The sequence below is a fragment of the Leptolyngbya subtilissima AS-A7 genome (assembly GCF_039962255.1).
In the GTDB taxonomy this organism is placed as follows: domain Bacteria; phylum Cyanobacteriota; class Cyanobacteriia; order Phormidesmidales; family Phormidesmidaceae; genus Nodosilinea.
This window is the reverse complement of sequence record NZ_JAMPKY010000003.1, coordinates 379,186-401,367: the sequence shown is the minus strand read 5'-3', so window position 1 is coordinate 401,367 and position 22,182 is coordinate 379,186. Positions and strand designations below refer to the sequence as shown.

The window sequence follows — 22,182 nt, the reverse complement described above, 5'->3', positions numbered from 1 at the left end:
TAAAGCAATGAGCGCCAAAGCCCTCCGACAATTGTTCTAGGCTACCGAGGCTCGATCGCGCTGCAACTCCTGAATGCGATCGAGGCTGCCGATTGGAATCGCGTTGATCAGCGCCTGGGTGTAGGGGGTTTGGGGCTGGCGGTAGACCTGCTCGGCGGGGCCAATTTCTTCGACCCGGCCCTGGTTCATCACCATGATGCGATCGCTCATAAACTTCACCACTGCCAGGTCGTGGGAAATAAAGATATAGGTGAGGTCAAACTCCGCCTGAATCTCTTTGAGCAGGTTGAGCACCTGGGCCTGCACCGACACATCCAGGGCCGACACTGACTCATCGCAAATGATGAACTTGGGGTTGAGGGCCAGGGCGCGGGCAATGCACACCCGCTGGCGCTGCCCACCCGAAAACTCATGGGGGTAGCGGTTCATGGCGCTGGCAGGTAGACCGACGCGATCGAGCAGGTAAGCTACCCGTTCCTGCTGGTTGCGCCTGCTTTTAATCACGCCATGAATTTTGAGCGGTTCGGCGATCGCCGCCCCAATGCTCATGCGCGGGTCTAACGAGCTGTAGGGATCTTGGAAGACAATCTGCATGTCGCGCCGCAGCTGCCGCAGCGGTGACGAGCCCAGCCCCAGCACGTCGCGGCCCTCAAACCAAATCTTGCCGCCCATGGCGGGCACCAGCCGCAGCAGCGCCCGGCCCAGGGTGGTTTTGCCGCAGCCCGACTCGCCCACCAGGCCAAAGGTTTCGCCTTTTTGAATTTGAAACGACACATCCTGCACCGCCATGATGTGGCTGCGGGTTTTGCCAAAGATACCCCGCACCGGGTAGCCCACCTGAAGATTTTCCACCGCCAGCAGGGGGCCGTTGGCCGCTAGGGCTGCGGCTCGTGCCGTCAGTTCTTCCTCTGTCAGGGGTGCAAAGCGGGCCTGGGCCTCGGCGTCGAGCACCCGCTCGCGAATGACGGGAGCTGCACCCTCCACTGGCTGACCGCCATTGGCCGCTGCAGCATTAATCTCGGTGCCCGCCAGCTCCACCGACATAAAATCGGCCACCGTGGGCAATAGCCGCAGCCGCTGGTTGGGCTGGGGACGGCAGGCCAGCAGCCCCTTGGTGTAGGGGTGTTGGGGCTGAGCGAAAATGTCCCACACTGGGCCGGCTTCAACAATTTTGCCCTGGTACATCACCGCCACTTGGTCGGCGATCTCAGCAATAATGCCCAAGTCGTGGGTGATGAAAATCAGCGACATGCCGCGGCGATCGCGCAGTTCGCGCAGCAGATCGAGAATCGTCGCCTGCACCGTCACATCTAGCGCCGTGGTGGGCTCGTCGGCAATCAGCAGAGCCGGGTTGCAGGAGATCGCCATGGCAATCATCACCCGCTGAATCTGCCCGCCCGACAGCTCGTGGGGGTAGCGATCGAGAATGGCCTGCTGACGGCGATCGACCTCTTCCTTCAAAGATTCGTCATCGATGCGCGGCTTTTCGGTTTTGATGGTGGCTGCTAGGGCAGCGTCGGCAGGCAGCAGTTTGACCTCTTGCAGACGGGCGATCGCCTGCTGACGGGCCGCTTCCTTTGAAATATTCTGGTGCTGACGAATCGCCTCCACCATCTGAAATCCAACCGTATAGACCGGGTTTAGCGAGCTCATCGGCTCCTGAAAAATCATTGATATCTGACCACCCCGGTAGCCCTGCAGCTGAGTCTCACTCAGCGCAGCGAGATCCACTGGGGCGCCGGTGCCCGAATTAAACCAGATTTCACCATTGACAACCTTGCCCGGCGGATTGGGCACCAGCCCCATCACCGCTAGCGATGTCACCGATTTCCCCGACCCCGACTCACCCACAATACCTAGGGTTTGCCCCCGCTGCACCTGAAACGAAATGTCATTCACGGCCTGGATGAGCTGGCCGTCGACCTCAAAGTGAACGGTGAGGTGCTTAACGTTGAGAATGGTATCGCTCATGAGGTTGCTTGCAGACAGACGATTCAGAACAGGGCAGCCCGCGGCGCAGGCCTATTCAGAGTTAACCCGGAGCAAATCTCCAGTGCAATGCTGAATAGCTGCGTGCGAGAGAATTTTAATTAATCTCGGCAATGGACCATAGTAGATGAATCATAACAGCGTCCCTCCTGCGGATTTCGTTCGCCCCTAACTCACCCATGCTGACCCTCGCGATCGCCATTGTGACCATGTTGATTGGTTCTGCCCTGTGCTCCTGCAGCGAGGCAGCACTGCTATCGGTGCCAGTCCTTAAGGCCCAGCAGCTAGCCGAGTCTAAAAAACCGGCTGCCATAACCCTTTTAGCTATCCGCCGCAAGATCAACCGGCCCATTGCCACCATTGTGATCCTCAACAACCTGTTCAACATTGTGGGTAGCGTTTTAGCTGGGGGCATTGCCGCCACGGTTTTTAACGATGCCCTGCTGGGGCTGTTCACTGGCGTATTGACCCTACTCGTCATCTTGTTTGGAGAAATCTTCCCCAAGGTTTTGGGTGAGCGCTATGCCATTCCCGTCGCCCTTGCCGTGGCTATACCGGTGCGGTGGATAACCTGGCTGTTTACTCCAGTAGTGCTACTGCTTGAGAAAGTGACAGCGCCCCTTGTGGGCGATGGCAATCGCCCCAGCACCAACGAGGCCGAGATTAAGCTGTTGGCCACCATCGGCCACCAAGAAGGCATCATCGAAGCCGACGAAGCCGAAATGATTCTGCGGGTGTTTCGCCTCAACGATATGAAATCGGTCAACATTATGACGCCCCGGGTAGCCGTCACCCACCTGCCCGGCGACCTCACCATTGCCGAAGCCGAGGCCCAAATTCTCAACTCTCAGCACAGCCGCATCTTAATTAGCGAAAACGACATTGACCGGCTTGTGGGGCTAGTGCTCAAAAATGAGCTGCTCACCGCCTTAATTCGCGGTCAAGGGGACCAGTTGCTCAGCCAGGTAGCCCGCCCGGTGCGTTTTGTGGCCGAGTCCGAACGGGCCGACAAGCTGCTGCAAGACTTTCAAACCGCTCGCGAACACCTAGCTGTAGTGGTCGATGAGTACGGCGGCGTGTCGGGGGTCGTCACCCTCGAAGACGTGCTAGAAGTGCTGACTGGCGAAATTGTTGATGAGACCGATCGCAGCATCGACCTACAAATACTGGCCCGTCAGCGCGGTCGGCAAATCTTAAGCAGCCGTGGCTTCAACGATCCTTCAGAAAGCTAGGCTCACCCAACCTACCAGAGCTAATACTTTTTTCCACAGGATTTGCGTCAGAGTGCGCCCGTCTATATTTTTTGAGCAGACTAAAAAGACTGCTTCAGCTCATTAACAAATAATGACATCAAGGGAAATTTTTACCCAAATTATTGGCTTTCAATCCACTGTTAACTATCGTTTCATCAGCAGGGATTAGCAGATTCCAGGGCTATATTGAATGTGGAGCTGACGAGGCTCCCCTGGCAGATAAAACAGCCAAAAGTCAACCCAGAAAAAGGAGTGAAACGCTGTTAGCTATACATCTGTCTCGTTCAAACGGCAACACCCAACGCTCAAACCAACCCTTCCTTCAGTAGCAAATGGGAGTTCTAAGTGCGACAAGCTCACCTTCTTTTGAAGTGCAAGTTTTGTCCCGTATCTCCACGAAAGCTCAATCATACATAGGAAGTTCTTTGGTCAAGAGAATGGGTGTTGTTGCTTTAAAGGAAATTAGTTTCACAAAGGTTTTATAGACGTTTTCTGTAGCCTTGTCATGGTGTTGCTCGGTCAACGGTTTGCTACAGTCGGGAAGGCAACTCTCTCCCCATTTCCTTCCCTATGGAGCATTTCCCCGAGGTCGAGCTAGCGCCCGGTGCCCTCTGGAGTAAAATTCAGCAGCAGACGCGCCATGCCCAGGGCTGTGGTGCCCTTCAGCCCATCGACACCCGCTACGAGTTTCTAGAGCAGGGGGGCATGCGGTTTTTAGTCAGAATTTTGGCCAACCTGGCCCGCAAGGAAAAAGCCGATCTGGCCCAGCAGGACCAGCAGCGCATGGGCAAGCCCGTCAATCCTTTTTTGCCCTACGACCCAGACCTATTTGTGGCCAACCTGTCGGCCACCCACCTGTGCCTTTTAAATAAATACAATGTGGTCGACCACCATATTTTGATCGTCACCCGCGCCTACGAAGATCAAGATAGCTGGCTGACCCTGGACGACTTTGAAGCCCTAGCCACCTGTATGGCCGACATTGACGGGCTAGCATTCTACAACGGCGGTCGTTTGGCCGGGGCGAGCCAGCGCCACAAACACCTTCAGCTGGTGCCGCCGCCCCTCTGCCCCGAGCGCAGCCCTCTGCCCCTAGCCACGGTGGTGGCCGACCTGGCCCTTAAGCCTACCTCGGCTCCAGTAGCCTCCCCCCGATTGCCCTTTCACCACGCCATTGCGGCCATTCAAGAGCCCCCCTCTCCAAGGGGCAAAACGCTGCTGGAGACCTACCTTGCCTTGCTGACTAACCTAGGAGCCGATTGGAGTCAGCCCCCCCAAGCATTTCCCTACAACCTGTTGATTACCCGCGAGTGGATGATGGCGGTGGCTCGCCGGCAGGATCACTACCAATCGATTCCGGTAAACTCGCTGGGGTTTGCGGGGTCGCTGCTAGTCAAAAATTCGGAGCAGCTTGACCTGCTCAAAACCCTGGGTCCGATGACGGTGCTACAGCAGGTAGCCTGTCTGAGATAGCAAGGGGTAATGGAGTAAAGCCGTAAACCCTAAACCTTGAACCGCTTGGCCGAGCAAATCGCTCACTTTAGCGAGAAATCAGTACACTGGTCAGTAGAACAGGCTTACTCGACTCTTTAGCTCCGGGAGCTGGCCGTGCCGTCAATCATCGGGATTCTGGCATTAATCATTATTGGCTACACCGTTGGCTCGGTGCGCATCATCAATCAAGGTACCGAAGCTCTGGTAGAGCGGCTGGGGCGCTACAACCGCAAACTCAAGCCAGGCTTAAACTTCATCGTGCCGGTGCTTGACTATATTGTGCTGCGCGACAGCGTGCGCGAGCAGATTCTCGATGTGGCCAAACAGGGAGCGATCACCAGAGACAACGTGTCGTTGGAAGTTGATGCGGTGGTGTACTGGCGCATTCTGGAGCTAGAGCTGACCTACTACGCGATCGAGAACGTTGAACAGGCCATTCAAGAACTGGTCACAACTACCCTGCGATCAGAAATTGGCAAGATGGAGTTCGAAAAAACCTTTTCCTCTCGCGATGAGCTCAACCGGGCGTTGCTCTCCCAGCTCGATGAAGCTACCGAGCCCTGGGGAGTGAAGGTGACGCGGGTCGAAGTGCAGGAAATTATTCCTCCTGAAGAAGTGAGACGCTCGATGCAGTTGCAGCAGGCAGCGGAGCTGAAAAGCCGAGCCATGGTGCTCGAAGCCCAGGGCGAACAGGAAGCCGCTATTAAGCGGGCTGAGGCTACGGTGCGATCGATTCAAATGCTCTCCCAGGCGCTGCAAAACCAGGGTGACACTTCCGAGATTTTGAACTATCTGCTAGCTCAGCGCTATGTCGAGGCCAACCAAAGACTCGGGGAAAGCGAAAACTCCAAAGTGGTCTTTATGGATCCTAAAATGTTGACAGAGGGTATAGTCGAGCTGATGCACACGGACACGGCATCCCCCAAGAAAGACTCTGATGACTTCCCCAGTCGCCGTCGGTAGCACCCTTACGGTTCAAACATCGCTACCATAGAGGATTGTGCACTCCTGTGGCCATGGCTTCTCCCCTGTCTCCCACTGACTCACCTCTCGCAGACGCTGTTGCCCGGCCAACCCCTTCAGCTGGGGAAATGTTGCCAGCGCCCTTGCTAGGGAAATCTTTGGAGGAGCTGACCGATTGGATACAGGCCCAGGGGCAGCCGAGCTATCGGGGCAAGCAGCTTTACCAGTGGATTTATCAGCAGGGAGCGCGATCGCTCCAAGACATCACCGTCTTCTCTAAAGCCTGGCGTCAAACCGTGGCCCACATCGACCTGGGCCGATCTACCCTGCATCACCGGGTGGTAGCCAGCGATGGCACCGTCAAGTATTTGCTCAAGCTGGCCGACGGCCAAATCATTGAAACCGTGGGCATTCCCTCGGCCAAGCGGCTGACGGTGTGCGTGTCGTCGCAGGTGGGCTGCCCCATGGCCTGCGACTTTTGCGCTACGGGCAAGGGTGGCTTTATGCGCAACCTGGTCACCCATGAAATTGTTGACCAGGTGCTCACGGTACAGGAAGACTTTGGCCAGCGAGTCAGCCACATTGTGTTTATGGGCATGGGCGAGCCGCTGCTGAATGCTGCTAACACGGTAGCTGCCATCCGCTGCCTCAATCGGGATGTGGGTATTGGCCAACGCGCTATGACCCTGTCTACCGTGGGGGTGCCGGGCCGCATTCGCGCCCTGGCGGCGGAGCAGCTTCAGGTCACCTTAGCCGTAAGCCTGCATGCCTCAAACCAGGCCCAGCGGTTGCAGCTGATTCCTAGCGCTGGGGCCTATCCCCTAGAAGTGCTGCTCGACGAGTGCCGAGAGTATGTGCAGCTGACGGGTCGCCGCGTGACCTTTGAGTACATTCTGCTGGCGGGGCTCAACGACCAGCCTGCCAACGCCGCCGAGTTGGCCCAGCACCTGCGCGGCTTTCAGAGCCACGTCAACCTGATTCCCTACAACCCCATTGATGAGGCCGACTACCAACGCCCCAGCGAAGCTAGCATTCGCAACTTTGTCGCCGAGCTAGAGAAGCGTAGGGTTGCTGTCACCGTTCGCTACTCGCGCGGGCTAGAGGAAAATGCCGCCTGTGGGCAGCTGCGTGCCTCCAAGCGGTAGAGCTATACCGGTGGGGAGATCTCGCTTAAATCAACGGGTTTATACACTTCTGAACGCTGAATAGTTTGTTAAGTTGTGAGTTATAAGGTTTTGCTACCTCCTGCTAAAGGTGGCTGAGTTCTCTTCGTCTTTGTAGGTTTGCATGACCCTAGCTCCTGTACCGCCGCTAACATCTCTAACGGCTAACCCCCTAGACGTGTCTAACTGGCTGCTGACCCTATCGCAGGTGCGGATGTCAGTTCACGGACAAGACCGCTTGCCGCCTCACCAGCCCATGGTGGTAGTGAGCAACCACCGCAGCATTATGGATGCACCGCTGGTAATGAGCGCCTTAGGGCGTCCGGTACGATTTGCCTGCCACCACTACATGAGTCAGGTGCCCGTCCTCCGCACGGTGATCAACGCCTTGGGTTGCCTACCGCTGGATGCCCCCGACAAGGGTCAAACTGCTTTCTTTCGTCGGGCCATGAAAGCGCTCAAGGAAGGAGAAGCCGTGGGCATTTTTCCAGAGGGGGCTGCCCCAATGGTAAACAAAACTACCCCCGACAATCTCAATTCTTTTCATCGAGGGTTTGCCCAACTGGCCCTGCGAGCACCGGTGGATGAACTGGCGATTGTGCCCGTTGCGATCGCCGCTCATCGTGAGACCAACAACTCGGTGTTGCCCCTGCGGTTGCTTAGCCTATTTGACTCCTCTGAACCGCTGTTTCAGCAGCCGGGCTGGCATCCAGCGGTGTTTTACCACGAGGTAGATATTATGGTTGGTCGCCCGGTGCGGGTAGATACCCGACTGCGATCGCACCGCCGTAGCAAAGGCAATGGCGCTCTAGCTTCAGAGCTAACCCAGTGCTGCCAAGATGAAGTTGCTATGCTGCTTAAGCAAGGGTTTTACTAGGGTGCTTTTGATGCCCCAGTGGGTATAACTGTATTGGTTGGCCTATCCGAGCGCCCGTCGTCACCCCTACTTCTCCATGCCTGAACCTGCCATTCTTAAGCTCTATGCCCCCTTTGGTAAGAATCCCCAGCATCCCCTATTTATTTATTTCCCCGGCATGGATGGCAGTGGCGAGTTATTTGGGCTTCAAAGCGCCGAACTCAAATCTCACTTTGATATTCGCTGCCTAGTGATTCCGGGCAATGACATGTCTTCCTGGGAAGGCCTGGCCCACCAAGCAGTGCAGTTAATTCGCCAAGAAGCCGGAACGGCCCCGGTCTATCTCTGCGGTGAGTCGTTTGGAGCTTGCTTGGCCCTGCGAACGATCGCCCTGGCCCCAGCCCTAGCCAACCACCTGATCTTGATTAACTCTGCCTCGGCATTCCACCGCTTTCCGTGGATGCAGTGGGTAGCCAGCATTACCCCCTGGGTCGCCCCGCCTCTATACCAAAGCTCCACATTAACCAGCCTGCCAGTACTGGCCAACCTCAGCCGCATTGGAGAGGTCAACCGCCAGGCGCTGATGCGCGCCATGGCTGCAGTCACTCAGGCCAGCACCGCCTGGCGATTAGGTCTGCTGTCACAGTTTCGTCTAGAGCCGCTGCGCTTGCACCGGGTGACCGCACAAACTCTGCTGGTGGCATCCTTGGGCGATCGCCTCCTGCCCTCCCTCGAAGAAGCCCAGCGCCTCGCCACCTTACTGCCTAACTCTCGCATCTATCCCTTGCCCCACAGCGGTCACGTTAGCCTGCTTGAAGACGGCGTCAACTTAGGGGCAATCATGAAAGCGGTGGGATTTTTGCCCAAGGTCGCGATCGCCAAGGAACCGGCAGTTGAGGAGATTCAGCGCGAGCCGATTGCGTCCTAGTGAATACTTGGGTAAACGAGTCTCAAGACCTATCCCTCGTATAGCGTCTCCCTTATCTCCATCATCCCCTCACCAACTTCAACACCGTCACCTCCGGCGGACACCCCAATCGCCCTGGCGCATAGCTGCCCAGACCTCGGTTGACGTAAAGCTGGTTTTGGCCCACGGCGTGCAGTCCTGAAACCCATTCCCAATGACGCACGATTTTGGCGCGGTTGCGTTTGCGCTTGAGATACGGCAGGTCGAAGGGCAACTTCGGCAGCACCGACAGCTGCAGAGACTGAAGGAGAGCAGACACAGGGCCGATACCAGGCAGTACCACCTGCCCGCCGTGGGTATGGCCAGAGAGTTGCAAATCAACCCGCCAGGCAGCTAAAAGCTCTGCTGAGTCAGGGTTGTGGGAGAGCACCAGCCGGGGCTGAGTCGGAGGCAGCGAGTCGAGCAGCGGCGCTGGTTGAAACTCCTTAGACCAAAAATCGGCTAGGCCCACCACCGGCAGCTCTTCGCCCAGGGGATAGGCGATCTTGTTCCACAGGGCGCAAATACCAGCCTGCTGGAGCGATCGCAAAATTGTCTTGCGCCCCTTCTTGGTGACGTTGTCGTGGTTGCCCAACACAGCCACCGTGCCAAAGCGGCTTTTGAGCTGGCTGAGGTAAGTCACCAAGTCAAAAATAGGGGCTGGGTCGCGGGTGACATAGTCGCCAGTTAAGGCAATTAGATCTGGGGCTAGCTCATTGACGCGATCGATCGCCTGCTGCAACAGCCGAGTTGAGAGGCGCTGCCCATCGTAGTGAAAGTCAGAAAGCTGCACAATGCGACAGCCCTCTAGCCGCTGGGGCAGATCGCGGATGGAGATAGTCACCGTTTCAACGGTTAGAGGGCCGGTCCGAAGAGGTCGCATGGGCAGTGAAAACGCGTTATACGCACGCTAGCCCGTTTACCCGCCGGTTGCCATGCGCTTGGGATATTCTTCAGCGAGCTTTGCTCAATTTGCTTCACACCGCACCACTAGCTTCGCGCTTTGGTTAGCTTAGACAGAGAAGCCGTTGTAGCTAACCCAGGCTTTGAAGAAGAAGTATCCAGACAGCAGCGCTAGCAGCGCGCGAAACATTATGTTTACCGTCTGGTCGGGCAGGCGGGGCAGGTAGCGGGTGCTTACCTGCACCCCGATCGCCCCTGCCGCCCCCAAAATGAGACCGGTCGTTAGCAGCACATTGCCGGCCTGAGCATGCCACAGACAGGCCCACAGCCCCGTAATCACGATCGCCCCCAAGCTAGTCTGCACCGCTACCTTGATGGGCTCTTGCAGCAGCAAAATTTGCAGCGGCACCATCACCACGCCGCCGCCAACTCCAAACAGCCCGGCCAAAAACCCCGCCAGCCCGCCAATGCCCAAGCGAAACACCGTAGGCGATACTGACTGCGATCGCGCCTTGGGCAGCACAGCACCACCGCTCGTTTCGGCCTGCTGCGCCTGACGGATAACCTGTTTTTTGATGCCAATTAGATAGATGTTGAGCAGCAAAAACAGGCCAAAAATTCCCAGTAGGGCATACTCGGGCAGGGCCGTAGCCAGCTTTTGACCCAGGTAGGCGGTGATCAGGGCGGGCAGCCCCAGCATGGCGACATTGCTGAGGTTGAGAAAGCCCATGCGCCAGTTTTGCACACTGCCGACTAGGGAAATCAGGGCGATCGCCAGGGTGCTCGTCCCCACTGCCTGCACCCCTGACAGCCCCAGGGCAACCATCACTGGCACCATCACCGTGCCGCCGCCAATGCCCAAAAACCCCGCCAGCACCCCGGCCAACAGCCCGGCCAGCGCCAATACCAATCCACTCTCCACCGCATTCTCCCTGGCTGCTCAGCAGCGTCTATCAATCAGGCGATCGCCTCATCTTACCCGCTGGCGAGCCTGTAGATGGTAGCTGTTTGGGGCACTATTGACCTATGTATGCCGATTGAGCTGCTTCAGAGTCTACCTATGCCCAACATCCGCGATGCCGACGGGAATATCCGCACTGACTTTGAAAAGGCATTTCGAGACGGCTATCAATTTCAGTACAACTTGCCCTACGACGGGCCGCAAACGGTCGAATTTACGACCCAATCTATTGGGGAGTTAGTACTGCCCTCAGGCCAGTTGATAGCCTGTGATCCGCTCTTACCCCCTGATCTCAGGTACTGCTTTACACAAACTGTAAAGCCAGGACGCTATCCTGTGGTGCTGAGTCTTGCGGGCTTCAAACCTAGACAAGATAGAAGAATCGATTGTGCCATGCTACAGGTGAGCCAACAGATGCCAGTTCGATGGGAGCTGGCGATTCTTAATTCTGACGGGCCCGCTAATTATCAAAACTACGGCGTAGATTCAGGCACCGGCAGCTTCATGGATGCCGAGGTTGCCCAAATCTTGAAGCAGATGGATGAACCTGATCCTGACGAGTACACCGCCGCATGGCAAGAAAGTAGAGAAGCGGCGTGGGCATTACAAAGGGCGGCTTCCGACAGATTTGAAAATGAATACTGCCAACCCGTAGTTGATGAAATGGAGAGCAATGGAGAAGCAGCCGTCAGCGCTGAATATCCTTACGACAGAAAAGGGGATTGGGCTAATTTTTGCATCAATAAAAGCACCGGGGCTAACGTGATAGCCTTTGGTTCAGGCTGGGAAGACGGTGGCTATGCCTCTTACTGGGGATACGACGACAATGGCCAAATTGTCTGCATCGTCACTGACTTTAGGCTCTTTGGTTTTGGTGAAGGTGAGGATGACTAATCGCATTAATCTCTAGCGTCAAGCCTTCAGCATCATGTAACCAATTTCCATGGCCATAAAGATAACTCAGAATTTGGCTCAAGCCTGGGCGGCAGCCACTGGAGCGACAAATTCCTCTGGCCCCAACAGCGAAATGCAGGGGGTGTGGAAAAATTCTTGGGCGACGGCTTCGGCGTCGAGCACTGTCACCGCTGCCACCATGTCTTGAAACTGCTGGTCATACTCGACTCCCAGCCCTAAAATTTCATACCAGCCTAGCAGCTGAGCGATCTGGGCGTTGGTTTGCTTGCCCAGGGCGTACTGGCCCAGCAGCTTGTTTTTGGCCGACTGTAGCTCATCGTCAGAGAGCACCGTCTCTTGCAGCCGTTCCACCTCAAAGCGCAGACCCTCCAGGGCCGTGGCAGCATTTTCTGGAGCAGTGCCAATGTAGGCCACAAACTGCGACAGCCCCAAGCGAGTGGGGTAAAAGGCCGATACATCGTAGGCCAGACCCCGCTTTTCGCGCAGTTCGACAAATAGGCGGCTAGAGAGCCCGTTGCCCAGGTAGGTGTTGATTAGCTTGAGGGCGGCGTAGGCGGGGTGCTTCACCGGGGCCGCTGGGTAGCCCACCATGACGATCGCCTGGTTGGTCTCCTGAGCCACCATTGAGCAGGTGGCGGCGGGGGCCACCGCAGGCAGGGTTAGCACCGGAGGCGGCGTTGCCGGAGCCTGCCAGTCGCCCAGGGTCTGCTCGACCTGGGCCTGAGCTGCCTCAGGGCTAATGCGGCCCACAATGGTCACCACTACGTTGTCGGGACGCATGTGCTGGCGATGAAAGTCGATCAGAGCCTGCTGGGTAATGGCCGCGACTGAGGCCTCGGTACCAATGCCGGGCAGGGCGTAGGGGTGCTCGCCATACATATCCTGGCGCAGCTGGTTGAAGGCGATGGTGAAAGGCTGCTCCTGCATCGAGCGAATCTGCTGCAGGGTGAGCCGCCGCTCTAGGTCAATTTCGTCGAGGGGAAAGCTGGGCTGCCGCAGCAGGGTTGCGGCTAGGGCAAAGATTTCGGGAAAGTCGGCAGAGACGGTTTTGAGGCTGATGAGGCTGTAGTCGGCAGCAGCATCGGTGCCCAGGCTGGCCCCCACCGACTCGACGGTTTCTGCGATCGCCATCGATGAAAGCGTCTCGGTGCCCTTAGTGAGCAGCCCCATCAAAAAGCTCACCAGCCCCGCCTGGTGCGAAGCCTCAAAGGCGCTTCCAGCCCGAATAAACAGACGAGCGGAGACAATATCAGCGACGGGGTTTTCTAGAACAATCACCGTCAGGCCATTGGCTAAAACGGTGCGGTGCAGGCGCGGCGCTTGAAGAAGAGAAGATGTCACAGGGCAAGAAGTAGGTTAACGAAACGAACAGGGAACGGTTTTGAAATGATTTGAATTTGTCAAGCCTTGGCGATCGCGGCGCTGGCCAGTCTAACTATAGTCTGCCCAGGCGGCATCAGGCTGGACGCAAAATAGTGGATACATAGCGCAGGGGTGTAAGGTACTGGGCGGCTAGCTGACGCAGGCGCTCCTCGGTGTAGCGCTTTAGGGTGGGGACATAGCTGAGACAGCGGTCGGCGTTGGTAACGGTGCCGTAGTAGCCATAGAGACCGGCCAGCTGCCCCGGAGCTTCGGTCGAAAAGGCGTAATCGTTGCACAGCAGGCGCTTAGCGCGGGCCAGTTCGGCATCGGTGATCGGTTTAGCCGCTAGTTCGCTGATGCGATCGCACACAATCGCCTCCACCCGGTCCACATCCTTGCCGTCGAGCCAGGCCTGAATGGTAAACAGACTGCAATCGCGCTGGAGTGAAAATCCGGTACTGATGTCCTGCACCAGCTGGCGGTCTTCCCGCAGCTCGCGCACTAGGCGAGACGATCGCCCTTCTGCCAGAATGGCCGCCAGCAGGTCTAAGCCGTAGGCAGTTTCGAGCTGGGCAATGCCCGGGGCCAGCCAGGCAATGCACAGGCGCGACTGCTCAAGGCGGGGCAGGTGAAGGGTTTCGCGACGCACCCCCGGCAGGGAGGGGATGGGCGCGATCGCCGCCGCTGGACAGGGCGGTGGGGAAGCAAAGCCGCGAAAGGCATGCTTGACCATCGCCACCGTGGGCTCCAGGGGAATGCCGCCCGTAATCACCACCGTCATGTTGTCGGGCTGATAGTGGGCCTGGTGAAAGCAGCGCATCTCTTCGGGCGATCGCTGCTGCAAGGTTTCCGCCGTACCCAGCACCGGGCGACCGTAGGGATGGTCTTGGTACACCAGCTCCGACATCGCCTGGTAGCCTAACCAGTCGGGGTCATCCTGAGCCTGGCGAATTTCTTCGAGCACCACCTGCCGCTCACGGCTAAACTCATCGGCGGGGATCGCCGCGTGCAGCAGCAGATCGGCCAGGTAGGGCAGGGTCTGGGCCAGCATGTCGGCCGCGATGGTGATGTAAAAGTGAGCGTAGTCGTGGCTGGTGGCCGCGTTGGTCATGCCTCCCTGGGTTTCGATCGCATAGTCAAATACCCCTGGCGGCAGCTGATCGGTGCCCTTAAAGATCATGTGCTCTAGAAAGTGGGCCATGCCCGCCCACTCCGCGGGTTCAGTAATGGCCCCGGCCTTCACCCACACATCGGCCACAACTACGGGCGTTGCCGCAATCTCCTGGTGGATCAGGGTCAGCCCATTCTCCAAGCGAATTACACTGGCGGGAAAATCAACCGAATTCAACGGTGCGGGCCCTACAAGAAACCACCAAGCCACCTTGAAGCCGACCTGCTAAGCGATCGCAGTATCTAGATTCGAGGCTAGCTATGCTGTCAATACTAGCGCTCAAGTAAGCTAAATCACATTTCAAAAGCAATTCCCCCATCTGCGAGAGACAGGGGAATGTCAAAAATTTTGAAGGCCTCACCGCAACGCCGTCTTACCTCAGTTTCCGACCTGGGAAAACCAGGGGGGTGCCGTGGCATTTGGCTTAAAGTTTCCGAGTACAAGCTCGGTCTACTGCCGCCGGTGCAACTTGGCTCCCGTTCGGAACAAACATAGATCGACAAACATTGTTGGTAGTCACCAACGCCGTAGTGAGACCTCCTCTACTATAACCAACAGCCCGGGACAAACCGCAAGGGGAAAACCGACCTTAACCGATCCGCCATCACTACCACCGTGATCTAATATGGCAGCACCGGGCTTAGCCCAGTGTTTTCAACCTCCGCAACCCCCTATGGTTCCTGATGACTCTGCTTTCCTAGCTGTAACCGAGGCCGCCGCCGACCCAGATTTAGCCTCGGCCAATGCCTCTACTCCAGCGCCTTCGGATATTCCCGAGGCCGCTGCCCAAACTAATTCAGAGGTCTCGGACAGCCCTGAGGTTGCGGCGGACGCTGCCCCCGTGCCCGCCCCCCCCATAGACCCCCGCACCCAGCTGCGGCTGCGCAACGACGGCGAGCACCTGGTGCTACTGATGCCCAACGGCCCCCAGGCCGAGGCTGAGGGCGGTGCCCTGTCGTGGGGAGAACTGTTGCAGCACTTTAAACAGCGGCTGAATGGCAGCGAGCCTTTTTGGCAGCCCAATACCGTGGTGCACCTGGCCGCCCGCGATCGCCTGCTCGATGCCCGCCAGCTCCAGACTCTAGAAGAAATTCTGACCGCTGCCCAGCTCACCCTGAAGCGAGTCGCTACCAGCCGTCGTCAGACCGCCATGGCCGCTGTGGCCGCCGGCTACTCCGTCGATCAGCTGGCCGCCGAAGACACCCTGGTGCAGTCGCCGCCGGCCCCTGGCCAGCCCCTAGCCGAACCGCTATACCTGCAAACTACCCTGCGGGGCGGGGTCGAAATTCGCCATCCCGGCACCATCGTTGTGCTGGGGGATGTCAACCCCGGCAGCTCGCTGGTGGCAGAGGGCGACATTTTAGTGTGGGGGCGGCTGCGGGGGACGGCTCACGCGGGGTCGGGGGGCGATCGCAGCCGCTGCATCATGGCCCTGCAAATGCACCCTACTCAGCTACGTCTAGCCGATCTGGTAGCCCGCGCCCCCGATGGCCCCATCGGAGACTACTTACCCGAAGTGGCCTACGTGGGCAACAACGGCATCCGCATTGCTCAAGCCCAGGCCTTTGCCCGCCAAAACTTCAACGCCACCCTAGAACAGGGCGCACAGCCAACTGATGGGTTTTAGGTTTAGTAGTCTGCTCAGCCAAAGGTGACAGGTGAATGGGGTTCAAGGTTTACGGCGTAAGGTTCACGGCAGTCTTTTAGCCATATACCCTAAACCCTGCACCTTATAGATCGACTAAATTCGCAGTTCTCAGCCTGCACCCATAGCGTATTATTAACGGTTGTTTTCGTCGGGTAGTTGGTTCTTTAAGGAAAGTTGGGTTCGTCCATGACTCGCATTATCGTAATGACCTCGGGCAAAGGAGGCGTTGGCAAGAGCACCTGCACCGCCAACCTGGGCATGGCCCTGGCCCAGCGGAACCAGCGGGTCGCCGTCGTCGATGCCGACTTTGGCCTGCGCAACCTCGACCTGCTGTTGGGTCTCGAGAACCGCATCGTCTACACCGCCCTCGACGTATTGGCGGGTGACTGCACGGTCGAAAAGGCCCTAGTCAAAGACAAGCGCCAGCCCACCCTCGGCCTGCTAGCTGCCGCCCAAAACCGCAACAAAGAAGCCATTACCCCCGAGCAAATGAAGCAGCTGGTGGCAGGGCTAGCCCCCAGCAACGACTTTATTTTGATCGACTGCCCAGCGGGCATCGAGATGGGCTTTCAGAATGCGATCGCCCCGGCCAAAGAGGCGATCGTCGTCACCACCCCCGAAATTTCTGCCGTGCGCGACGCCGACCGGGTGATCGGTCTACTCGAAGCCAACGATGTGAAGTTCACTAAGCTGCTGATCAACCGCATCAAGCCCAAAATGGTGCAAGAAGACCAAATGATGTCGGTACGCGACGTGCTCGATATTCTCGCTGTGCCCCTGCTGGGCGTGGTGCCCGACGACGAGCGGGTGATTGTCTCATCGAACCGGGGCGAGCCCCTGGTGCTCGACAAAGAGCTCTCCATGGCCGGGGTCGCCTTTAACAATGTGGCCCGCCGCCTGCTGGGTGAAGAGGTGCCCCTCATTGACCTCAACGCTACCCATGATGATTTGTTCAGCCGCCTGCGCCGCTTCTTTAGGGGCTAGGGCCGTTTGTTGCCACGGTGTTTGATGTTTTTTCTACCTAGCCGCCAGTGCCGATGCTAAGTGAACTTCTCGATAAGCTGTTTAACCGCAGCCGCACCATCACCCCCCGGGCTGAGGTCAAGCAGCGGCTACAGTTTGTGCTGGCCCACGATCGCGCCGACCTCACCCCCGAGATGGTCGAAAAAATGCGCCAGGAGATTCTCGCCGTGGTCTCCCGCTACGTCGAGCTTGACCAAGAGCATTTAGAATTCACCCTCGAAAGCGACCAGCGAATGACGGCGCTGATCGCCAATCTGCCCATTCGCCGGGTGCGCCCCGAGCTGCCTCCGGTTGAGGAATTGCCTCCCCCTAAACCTGCCGCCGCACCTGCGCCGGCATCCGAGACCACGGCCACCAGCGTTGTACCCTCCAGCACCGAGTCTGCTGTACCTGAGCCCGCCAAGGCTGTAGAGCCCGCAGCGTCCTCTGAAGCCCTAGCATCGCCCGAATCTCCAGCAGCCACTGACCCCACAAAACCTGCGATCGCCCCTGATGAGTAGCGCCCCCGACACCTGTGATTCTCTGGCCGCCTGTGTAGAGGCTTTGGCGCTCAATACGATTCAGCGACACGTCCTGATCTGTGCCGACCAGACCAAACCGAAGTGCTGCGACAAAGCCGAGAGCATCGTCGCCTGGGACTATCTCAAAAACCGTTTAAAGGAACTGGGGCTAGATCGACCCACGGCAGAGCGACCGACCTCTGTTTTTCGCACCAAGGCCAACTGCCTGCGAGTTTGCCACAAAGGCCCCATCTTGCTCGTCTATCCCGACGGTGTCTGGTACCACAGCGCCACCCCAGCGGTGATTGAACGCATCATTCAAGAGCACTTAATTGGCGGTCAGGTTGTCGCTGAGTTTGCTTTCCTGGAACATCCTCTCGCCTCCACAGTGGAGACCTGAAGGCGCGATCGCATTAGCTGATAACCCCAGGTTGATAATCGCCACCATCCCCGAGCTGTAGATGATGGGTAGTGTGGGTCCAGCACGGCTCAGTTTTGAAACCTAGGGTTTGATAAAACGCATCGGCAGCAGCGGTATCCGTGCGCAGGGTCAAAAGCTGGTAGTGCGGCTGGGCTACATCCATGAGGGCAGTGACCAAAAACCGCCCTACCCCCTGCCTGCGCCAGGCAGCTTCAACGTACACATGCCGCAATCGCCCCACGTTTGGGTCATGGAAATAGGGATCGCGATTGAATCCGCCAATGCCGACAATCGCCCCCTGCACGATGACTGCAAGCAATGCCTCATCAGGCTGGTCGAAGCGATTTACGCCGCTGTCATACTCCTCAACCAGCCGCTGCACAAACCGAAATCTCTCCCGCAGGCTCTCTTCAACGAGATGCTCGATAGCTTGCCGCTGAAGCTCTGCACAGTTGACAATGGCGATCGCGGGCATGATTTGGTGTTTGAACGTCCAGCGGCATCCCCACAGAAGCTTGGTATAATCCCCGGCAGACCTATGGGGTAACAACAGCATGGCAGACTGGCGGGTGGTTGAAGGGGGCATTACGGCACCCAAAGGATTCCAGGCAGCAGGAATTACCGCAGGGCTCAAACCCTCTGGTGCGCCCGACCTGGCGCTAATCTATTCAGATTGTGAGGCGATCGCAGCGGGGGTCTTTACCACCAGCCACGTGCGCGCTGCCTGCGTTGACTACTGCCGTCAGCGCCTCGAAGCTCGCCCCAGCGCCCGCGCCATTCTCATCAACGCCGGTCAGGCCAACGCCTGCACCGGCAACCAGGGCTGGGTCGATACGATCGAAAGTGCCGCTTCCCTCGGCTCAGCCCTCAACCTCCCTCCCGAGGCCGTGCTGATTGCCTCAACTGGGGTAATTGGCCAGCGCATCAAAATAGACCAGCTCAAGGCGGGCATTCCCAAGCTGGTCGAAAGTCTGTCGTTTGAAGGCTCCGATGCCGCCGCTGAGGCGATCATCACCACCGATCTGGTAACCAAATCGGTGGCGCTGGAAACCACCATTCACGATCGCCCCGTGCGCATTGGCGGCATCGCTAAAGGCTCGGGCATGATTCACCCCAACATGGCCACCATGCTGGCCTTCGTCACCTGCGACGCCACCGTGTCGCCTACCCTGTGGCAAGACATGCTGCGCCGCGCCGCCGATCGCAGCTTTAACCAGATCACCGTCGATGGCGACAGCAGCACCAACGACACCCTAATCGCCCTAGCCAACGGCGAGTCGCGCACCCCGGCCATCACTGACGAAGGGGCCGAGGCCGACCAACTCGAGGCCATGCTCACCGCCGTCTGCCAATACCTAGCCAAGTGCGTCGCCCGCGACGGCGAAGGGGCCACCTGTTTGATCGAAGTCACCGTCACGGGGGCCGTTACCGCCGCCGCTGCGGGTCAGGTAGCCAAGACCATTGCCGGGTCATCCCTAGTCAAGGCAGCCATCTTTGGCCACGACCCCAACTGGGGCCGCATCGCCGCCGCCGCGGGCCGAGCTGGCGTCACCTTCGACCAGAGCGACCTGCGGGTGCAGCTGGGCGACTTTTTGCTAATGGAGCACGGCCAGCCCCTAGATTTCGATCGCCCCACCGCTAGCACCTACCTGACAGCCGCTACCCAAGGCGAATACCTTAAGACCGATACCGTTGCCATTCAGGTCAGCATTGGCGATGGCCCCGGCAGCGGCCAGGCCTGGGGCTGCGATCTGAGCTACGACTACGTCAAGATCAACGCCGAATATACGACATAGCCGCCTAGGGTTGCTAGGTTCGCTGAAAATGCCTATGTCGTTATTCTAGGGCTGCCGCGCCCCCCGTCCCAGCTGCTGGCGACGGCGGGCCAGACGCGAGTAGGCCTGCCAGTTTTGGGCTTTACCCTGAAGTCGAGCCTTAAGCTGCTGGGCGGCCAGGGCGTAGCCGCCATCGGCTCCATCAATCAGGTGAAAGTGGCGATCGCGCCGATCCATAATCAGACAGGTCATCAGCGCTCGGTCGGATACATGCACCCCATAAACCAAATGGCCCAGGGCCAGCCGACTCTCCAGGTAAGCAACAATCTGGTCGGTCTGGGCAGGGCTGCCGGCAATCACCATGCGCAGCATATCGTCAATTTTTTGATAGTCTGAGGCGGCCCGCACCGAGGCTTTGTAGCGGCCCCAGTCAACGCCGCCCGCTTCCACGTCAAACCGCATCAGGCCTAAACCTAAGAGGCTTTCCAGATAGGCTCGAGCGGTGTAAGCGACGCGATCGCCCCACTTAGCACTTTTGGCTCTAGCTTTTGCCTCGGCCCGCACCCGCCTTGGGTTGATCGATAGATTGAGGGCCGATGGGGCGACGGGGTGATAGCTTTCTCCCTCGCCGTAGATTTTGCCAATGATTTCCAGAACTTCTCGATACAGATATTCATTGACATAGCCACCGCTGGGCAGCGCCGCCACTATCAGGCTCAGAGTATGGCCCCGGAGGCTGGGGATGTCTTGCCAGCGGCACTCCAGCCCAGCCAGGTTGGTAGTTGACCGATCGCCCGGCGCATCTAGCCGATAAGTCGAATCGGTTTTAATCAATTCAGTGGCGTAGGTGAGGCCACCACCGATAAAACTGGCTTGGCAATAGCTGGGGCTAAGGCGAATTTTTGCCACTCGCACCGGGTGCTGGGGAGCAATCGCCGCCAGCGGCACAATGCCTACCCGCAGATCTAGCCCAAACGACTCATGGGCCAGCGCCCGAACGCCCAGCAGCGCCTCCCGGGCCGCCTGCACTGCCCCAGGGGGCACCAACAGCAGCGCTCCGTCGCCCCCAAACACAAAGGGAATCTCCAGGGGAGCCGTGGCGTTGAGCACCGCCATAATCGAGCTGGCCCCCAGCACGTTGACCTCTTTGTACTGTCCTCGCGCGATCGCCTGGGTCGAATCGACCACATCGGTAATCAACACGTACCAATCGTTTGGAGCCTCAACGTAGTTTTGAGGGTTGGCTAATTCTAAAAATTGCTTGAGGGGCGGTAGGTCGGCGTAGAACGTGTCAGAAGACATGGAGAGCAAGCCCAACTGGCAGTAACGATGCGCTAAAAGACCCGAGGTAAACTACCTGTTTCTACATATTGTGAAACCCAAATTGCTAGCTCTCAGGATGCCAGACGTGAGCTACACCATATCTTTGTATACTGTGCTCATACCTCGATCCTAGAAGGGACTGATACATCGCTTCAAAGAGAGGGCAGGTTCTGGCTCCAAGTTTTCAAATAATATTGACAGTAGCGCCACGCAACCTGCTATATTATCAAAGCGAAAGCAATGGGGTGTCGCCAAGTGGTAAGGCACCGGGTTTTGGTCCCGGCATTCCTAGGTTCGAATCCTAGCACCCCAGTTTTGAGTCACTCATCTTCGTCTTCCTCATCCTCAATGGCTTGGATGGCGAGGAGAATTTCTTCTTCCTGAATTTCGAAATCGGCTTCAGCCACCTCCCCCATGTCAAAGGCGAGCTGGAGGGCAAGCAGCTGCTTTTGCAGACTTTCAAGATCGTTGGTGGCCACATCGGCCTGCTCTAGCAGTTTGTTGGCAACCCAGCTAATGCCCTCGACGGGGCCAAGCACCGGCGCAAAAAGAAGTTTAAACAGCATAAAAAAGGAATATTAAGGTGCAAGGTATAGGGTTTAGGATGCAAGGAACACCTCGCACCCAAACCTTAGACCCCTAGTTGAGCTGGGCGAAGTTGTAGGGAGCAGTGAAATTGTTATAGCGAATGCGCAGGCGATCGCCAAAGGTGCCGTCTATGGCTTCCACCGCCTGGCTAAACTCGGCCTCGCTCTCCCAGGAAATCAAGAAAGCAGCGTTGTAAATCATCACATCGGTTTGGGGCGCGTTTTCGAGCACGTCCTTCGCCAGGGGGGACAGCGCTTGGCGAAACTGGTCAACAATTCCCTGCTTGCGCTCCTCCAAGGCTGCTTCAATCTGCTGACCAATGAAGATCACCTGCTCCATACCCAGCTGCGTACCCTCTAGCTGGTCGCGCTGGGCCCGCAGGTCAGCATTTTCGGCCATCATCAACTCCAGCTCGGTGGAGGGTTCCCACTGCACCTTAACGCTCACCTCCCGGCAGCCGTTAAGTCGCCCAAACAACTGAGTCAGGTCTTCAGCATAGGGAGTCACCAAATCTTCCTGCACCTGGTCCCAGCTCTCGACAATCAGACCAAACTGAAGCGGCAGCAGCGTGCGGTGGCCCTGCTCCATAGCAGCTTCCAGCACCTTCTCGTGGCCCAGCAGATTTTTGCGGCTCGACAGGTAGCGCTTCTGGCAAGCCAGGGAATAGAGAAAGGTAAAGTCGCCCAGCTGTTGAGTCTGCACCACCTGCTCGTCTAAACCCATCAGGGGTAGCTCGGCGGGGCCAGGGGCCGGGAAAATACCGTAAAGATAGTAGCGATCAGCCATAGGACAGTCTCTTGGGGGATGCGCCTAGGATGCCCAAACCCTCAAAGCCTTCGACAGGGTAGTCAAAGCTGCTGGGTAGTTGGGCCACCGCTTTTAGAGTCCAACGCCGGGGAAAGACTGCGCTTAGGGCGATCGCAACTCA

Annotated in this window: 21 protein-coding genes, 1 tRNA gene and 1 other RNA gene; 13 read left to right on the top strand and 10 right to left on the bottom strand. The window is 57.8% G+C overall.

Annotation, left to right across the window (positions count from 1 at the left end):
* Positions 1–36: 36 nt before the first annotated feature.
* Positions 37–1,971, bottom strand: coding sequence for an ABC transporter ATP-binding protein (locus NC979_RS09125; RefSeq protein WP_190514808.1), 1,935 nt, complete (start codon positions 1,969–1,971; stop codon positions 37–39).
* A gap of 197 nt (positions 1,972–2,168) precedes the next feature.
* Between NC979_RS09125 and NC979_RS09120 the strand changes: the two genes are divergently transcribed.
* The 6 genes from NC979_RS09120 (at position 2,169) to NC979_RS09095 (ending at position 8,646) form a co-directional block, all read left to right on the top strand.
* A complete protein-coding gene (locus tag NC979_RS09120; protein ID WP_190514807.1) occupies positions 2,169–3,221 on the top strand; it encodes a hemolysin family protein in 1,053 nt (350 codons plus the stop codon).
* A 591-nt stretch (positions 3,222–3,812) separates the two neighbouring features.
* Positions 3,813–4,715 (top strand): ATP adenylyltransferase family protein, encoded by a 903-nt coding sequence (locus NC979_RS09115; RefSeq protein WP_190514806.1) that lies wholly within the window; start codon positions 3,813–3,815, stop codon positions 4,713–4,715.
* A 135-nt stretch (positions 4,716–4,850) separates the two neighbouring features.
* Entirely contained in the window at positions 4,851–5,699 is an 849-nt protein-coding gene (locus NC979_RS09110; RefSeq protein ID WP_190514805.1) for an SPFH domain-containing protein, read from the top strand.
* A 53-nt stretch (positions 5,700–5,752) separates the two neighbouring features.
* Entirely contained in the window at positions 5,753–6,844 is a 1,092-nt protein-coding gene (gene rlmN / locus NC979_RS09105; RefSeq protein WP_431191046.1) for a dual-specificity RNA methyltransferase RlmN, read from the top strand.
* Positions 6,845–6,986: 142 nt separating this feature from the next.
* Positions 6,987–7,739, top strand: coding sequence for a lysophospholipid acyltransferase family protein (locus NC979_RS09100; RefSeq protein ID WP_199308628.1), 753 nt, complete (start codon positions 6,987–6,989; stop codon positions 7,737–7,739).
* Positions 7,740–7,815: 76 nt separating this feature from the next.
* Positions 7,816–8,646 (top strand): alpha/beta fold hydrolase, encoded by an 831-nt coding sequence (locus NC979_RS09095; protein ID WP_190514804.1) that lies wholly within the window; start codon positions 7,816–7,818, stop codon positions 8,644–8,646.
* A gap of 61 nt (positions 8,647–8,707) precedes the next feature.
* Here the strand turns inward: NC979_RS09095 and NC979_RS09090 are convergent, their stop codons facing one another.
* The gene (locus NC979_RS09090; RefSeq protein ID WP_190514803.1) at positions 8,708–9,547 is read right to left on the bottom strand and encodes a metallophosphoesterase; all 840 of its coding nucleotides are present in this window, start codon (positions 9,545–9,547) and stop codon (positions 8,708–8,710) included.
* A 129-nt stretch (positions 9,548–9,676) separates the two neighbouring features.
* Positions 9,677–10,489: a TSUP family transporter gene (locus NC979_RS09085; protein WP_190514802.1), complete on the bottom strand. Its 813-nt coding sequence runs from the start codon at positions 10,487–10,489 to the stop codon at positions 9,677–9,679.
* A gap of 138 nt (positions 10,490–10,627) precedes the next feature.
* Between NC979_RS09085 and NC979_RS09080 the strand changes: the two genes are divergently transcribed.
* A complete protein-coding gene (locus tag NC979_RS09080; RefSeq protein WP_190514801.1) occupies positions 10,628–11,422 on the top strand; it encodes a DUF4241 domain-containing protein in 795 nt (264 codons plus the stop codon).
* 78 nt (positions 11,423–11,500) lie between these two features.
* On the opposite strand, the gene NC979_RS09075 is transcribed toward NC979_RS09080, so the two are convergent.
* The 3 genes from NC979_RS09075 to ssrS all read right to left on the bottom strand — a co-directional run bounded on the left by NC979_RS09075 (position 11,501) and on the right by ssrS (position 14,513).
* The gene (locus NC979_RS09075; RefSeq protein WP_347403881.1) at positions 11,501–12,784 is read right to left on the bottom strand and encodes a M16 family metallopeptidase; all 1,284 of its coding nucleotides are present in this window, start codon (positions 12,782–12,784) and stop codon (positions 11,501–11,503) included.
* Between the two features lie 115 nt (positions 12,785–12,899).
* Positions 12,900–14,153: a M16 family metallopeptidase gene (locus tag NC979_RS09070; RefSeq protein ID WP_190514800.1), complete on the bottom strand. Its 1,254-nt coding sequence runs from the start codon at positions 14,151–14,153 to the stop codon at positions 12,900–12,902.
* 176 nt (positions 14,154–14,329) lie between these two features.
* Positions 14,330–14,513, bottom strand: a non-coding RNA gene (gene ssrS, locus NC979_RS09065) — 6S RNA.
* 136 nt (positions 14,514–14,649) lie between these two features.
* Between ssrS and minC the strand changes: the two genes are divergently transcribed.
* From minC to NC979_RS09045, 4 genes are all read left to right on the top strand, one after another.
* Complete coding sequence (gene minC / locus NC979_RS09060) at positions 14,650–15,603, top strand: septum site-determining protein MinC (protein ID WP_190514799.1); 954 nt, start codon at positions 14,650–14,652, stop codon at positions 15,601–15,603.
* A 207-nt stretch (positions 15,604–15,810) separates the two neighbouring features.
* The gene (gene minD, locus NC979_RS09055; protein WP_190514798.1) at positions 15,811–16,608 is read left to right on the top strand and encodes a septum site-determining protein MinD; all 798 of its coding nucleotides are present in this window, start codon (positions 15,811–15,813) and stop codon (positions 16,606–16,608) included.
* Positions 16,609–16,661: 53 nt separating this feature from the next.
* Positions 16,662–17,147, top strand: a complete 486-nt coding sequence (gene minE / locus NC979_RS09050; RefSeq protein WP_190514797.1) for a cell division topological specificity factor MinE — start codon at positions 16,662–16,664, stop codon at positions 17,145–17,147.
* Positions 17,140–17,547: a (2Fe-2S) ferredoxin domain-containing protein gene (locus NC979_RS09045; protein ID WP_190514796.1), complete on the top strand. Its 408-nt coding sequence runs from the start codon at positions 17,140–17,142 to the stop codon at positions 17,545–17,547. Before minE ends, NC979_RS09045 begins: the two co-directional genes overlap by 8 nt.
* A gap of 13 nt (positions 17,548–17,560) precedes the next feature.
* Here NC979_RS09045 and NC979_RS09040 read toward each other — a convergent pair whose 3' ends face one another.
* Entirely contained in the window at positions 17,561–18,154 is a 594-nt protein-coding gene (locus NC979_RS09040; protein WP_199308627.1) for a GNAT family N-acetyltransferase, read from the bottom strand.
* Here NC979_RS09040 and argJ point away from each other — a divergent pair.
* Positions 18,123–19,364 (top strand): bifunctional ornithine acetyltransferase/N-acetylglutamate synthase, encoded by a 1,242-nt coding sequence (argJ, locus tag NC979_RS09035; protein ID WP_190514795.1) that lies wholly within the window; start codon positions 18,123–18,125, stop codon positions 19,362–19,364. The two genes, NC979_RS09040 and argJ, sit on opposite strands and share 32 nt — an antisense overlap.
* 45 nt (positions 19,365–19,409) lie before the next feature.
* Here argJ and NC979_RS09030 read toward each other — a convergent pair whose 3' ends face one another.
* On the bottom strand, positions 19,410–20,645 hold the full coding sequence (locus tag NC979_RS09030) for a DUF3095 domain-containing protein (RefSeq protein ID WP_190514794.1): 1,236 nt from the start codon (positions 20,643–20,645) through the stop codon (positions 19,410–19,412).
* A gap of 262 nt (positions 20,646–20,907) precedes the next feature.
* Here NC979_RS09030 and NC979_RS09025 point away from each other — a divergent pair.
* A tRNA-Gln gene (locus NC979_RS09025) sits at positions 20,908–20,979 on the top strand.
* A gap of 7 nt (positions 20,980–20,986) precedes the next feature.
* Here NC979_RS09025 and NC979_RS09020 read toward each other — a convergent pair.
* Together NC979_RS09020 and gvpF are read right to left on the bottom strand one after the other, a co-directional pair.
* Positions 20,987–21,232: a gas vesicle protein GvpG gene (locus NC979_RS09020; protein WP_190514793.1), complete on the bottom strand. Its 246-nt coding sequence runs from the start codon at positions 21,230–21,232 to the stop codon at positions 20,987–20,989.
* A 73-nt stretch (positions 21,233–21,305) separates the two neighbouring features.
* Positions 21,306–22,040 carry a gas vesicle protein GvpF gene (gene gvpF, locus NC979_RS09015; protein ID WP_190514792.1) on the bottom strand — a complete coding sequence of 245 codons (735 nt, stop codon included), beginning with the start codon at positions 22,038–22,040 and terminating at the stop codon, positions 21,306–21,308.
* Positions 22,041–22,182: the final 142 nt, after the last annotated feature.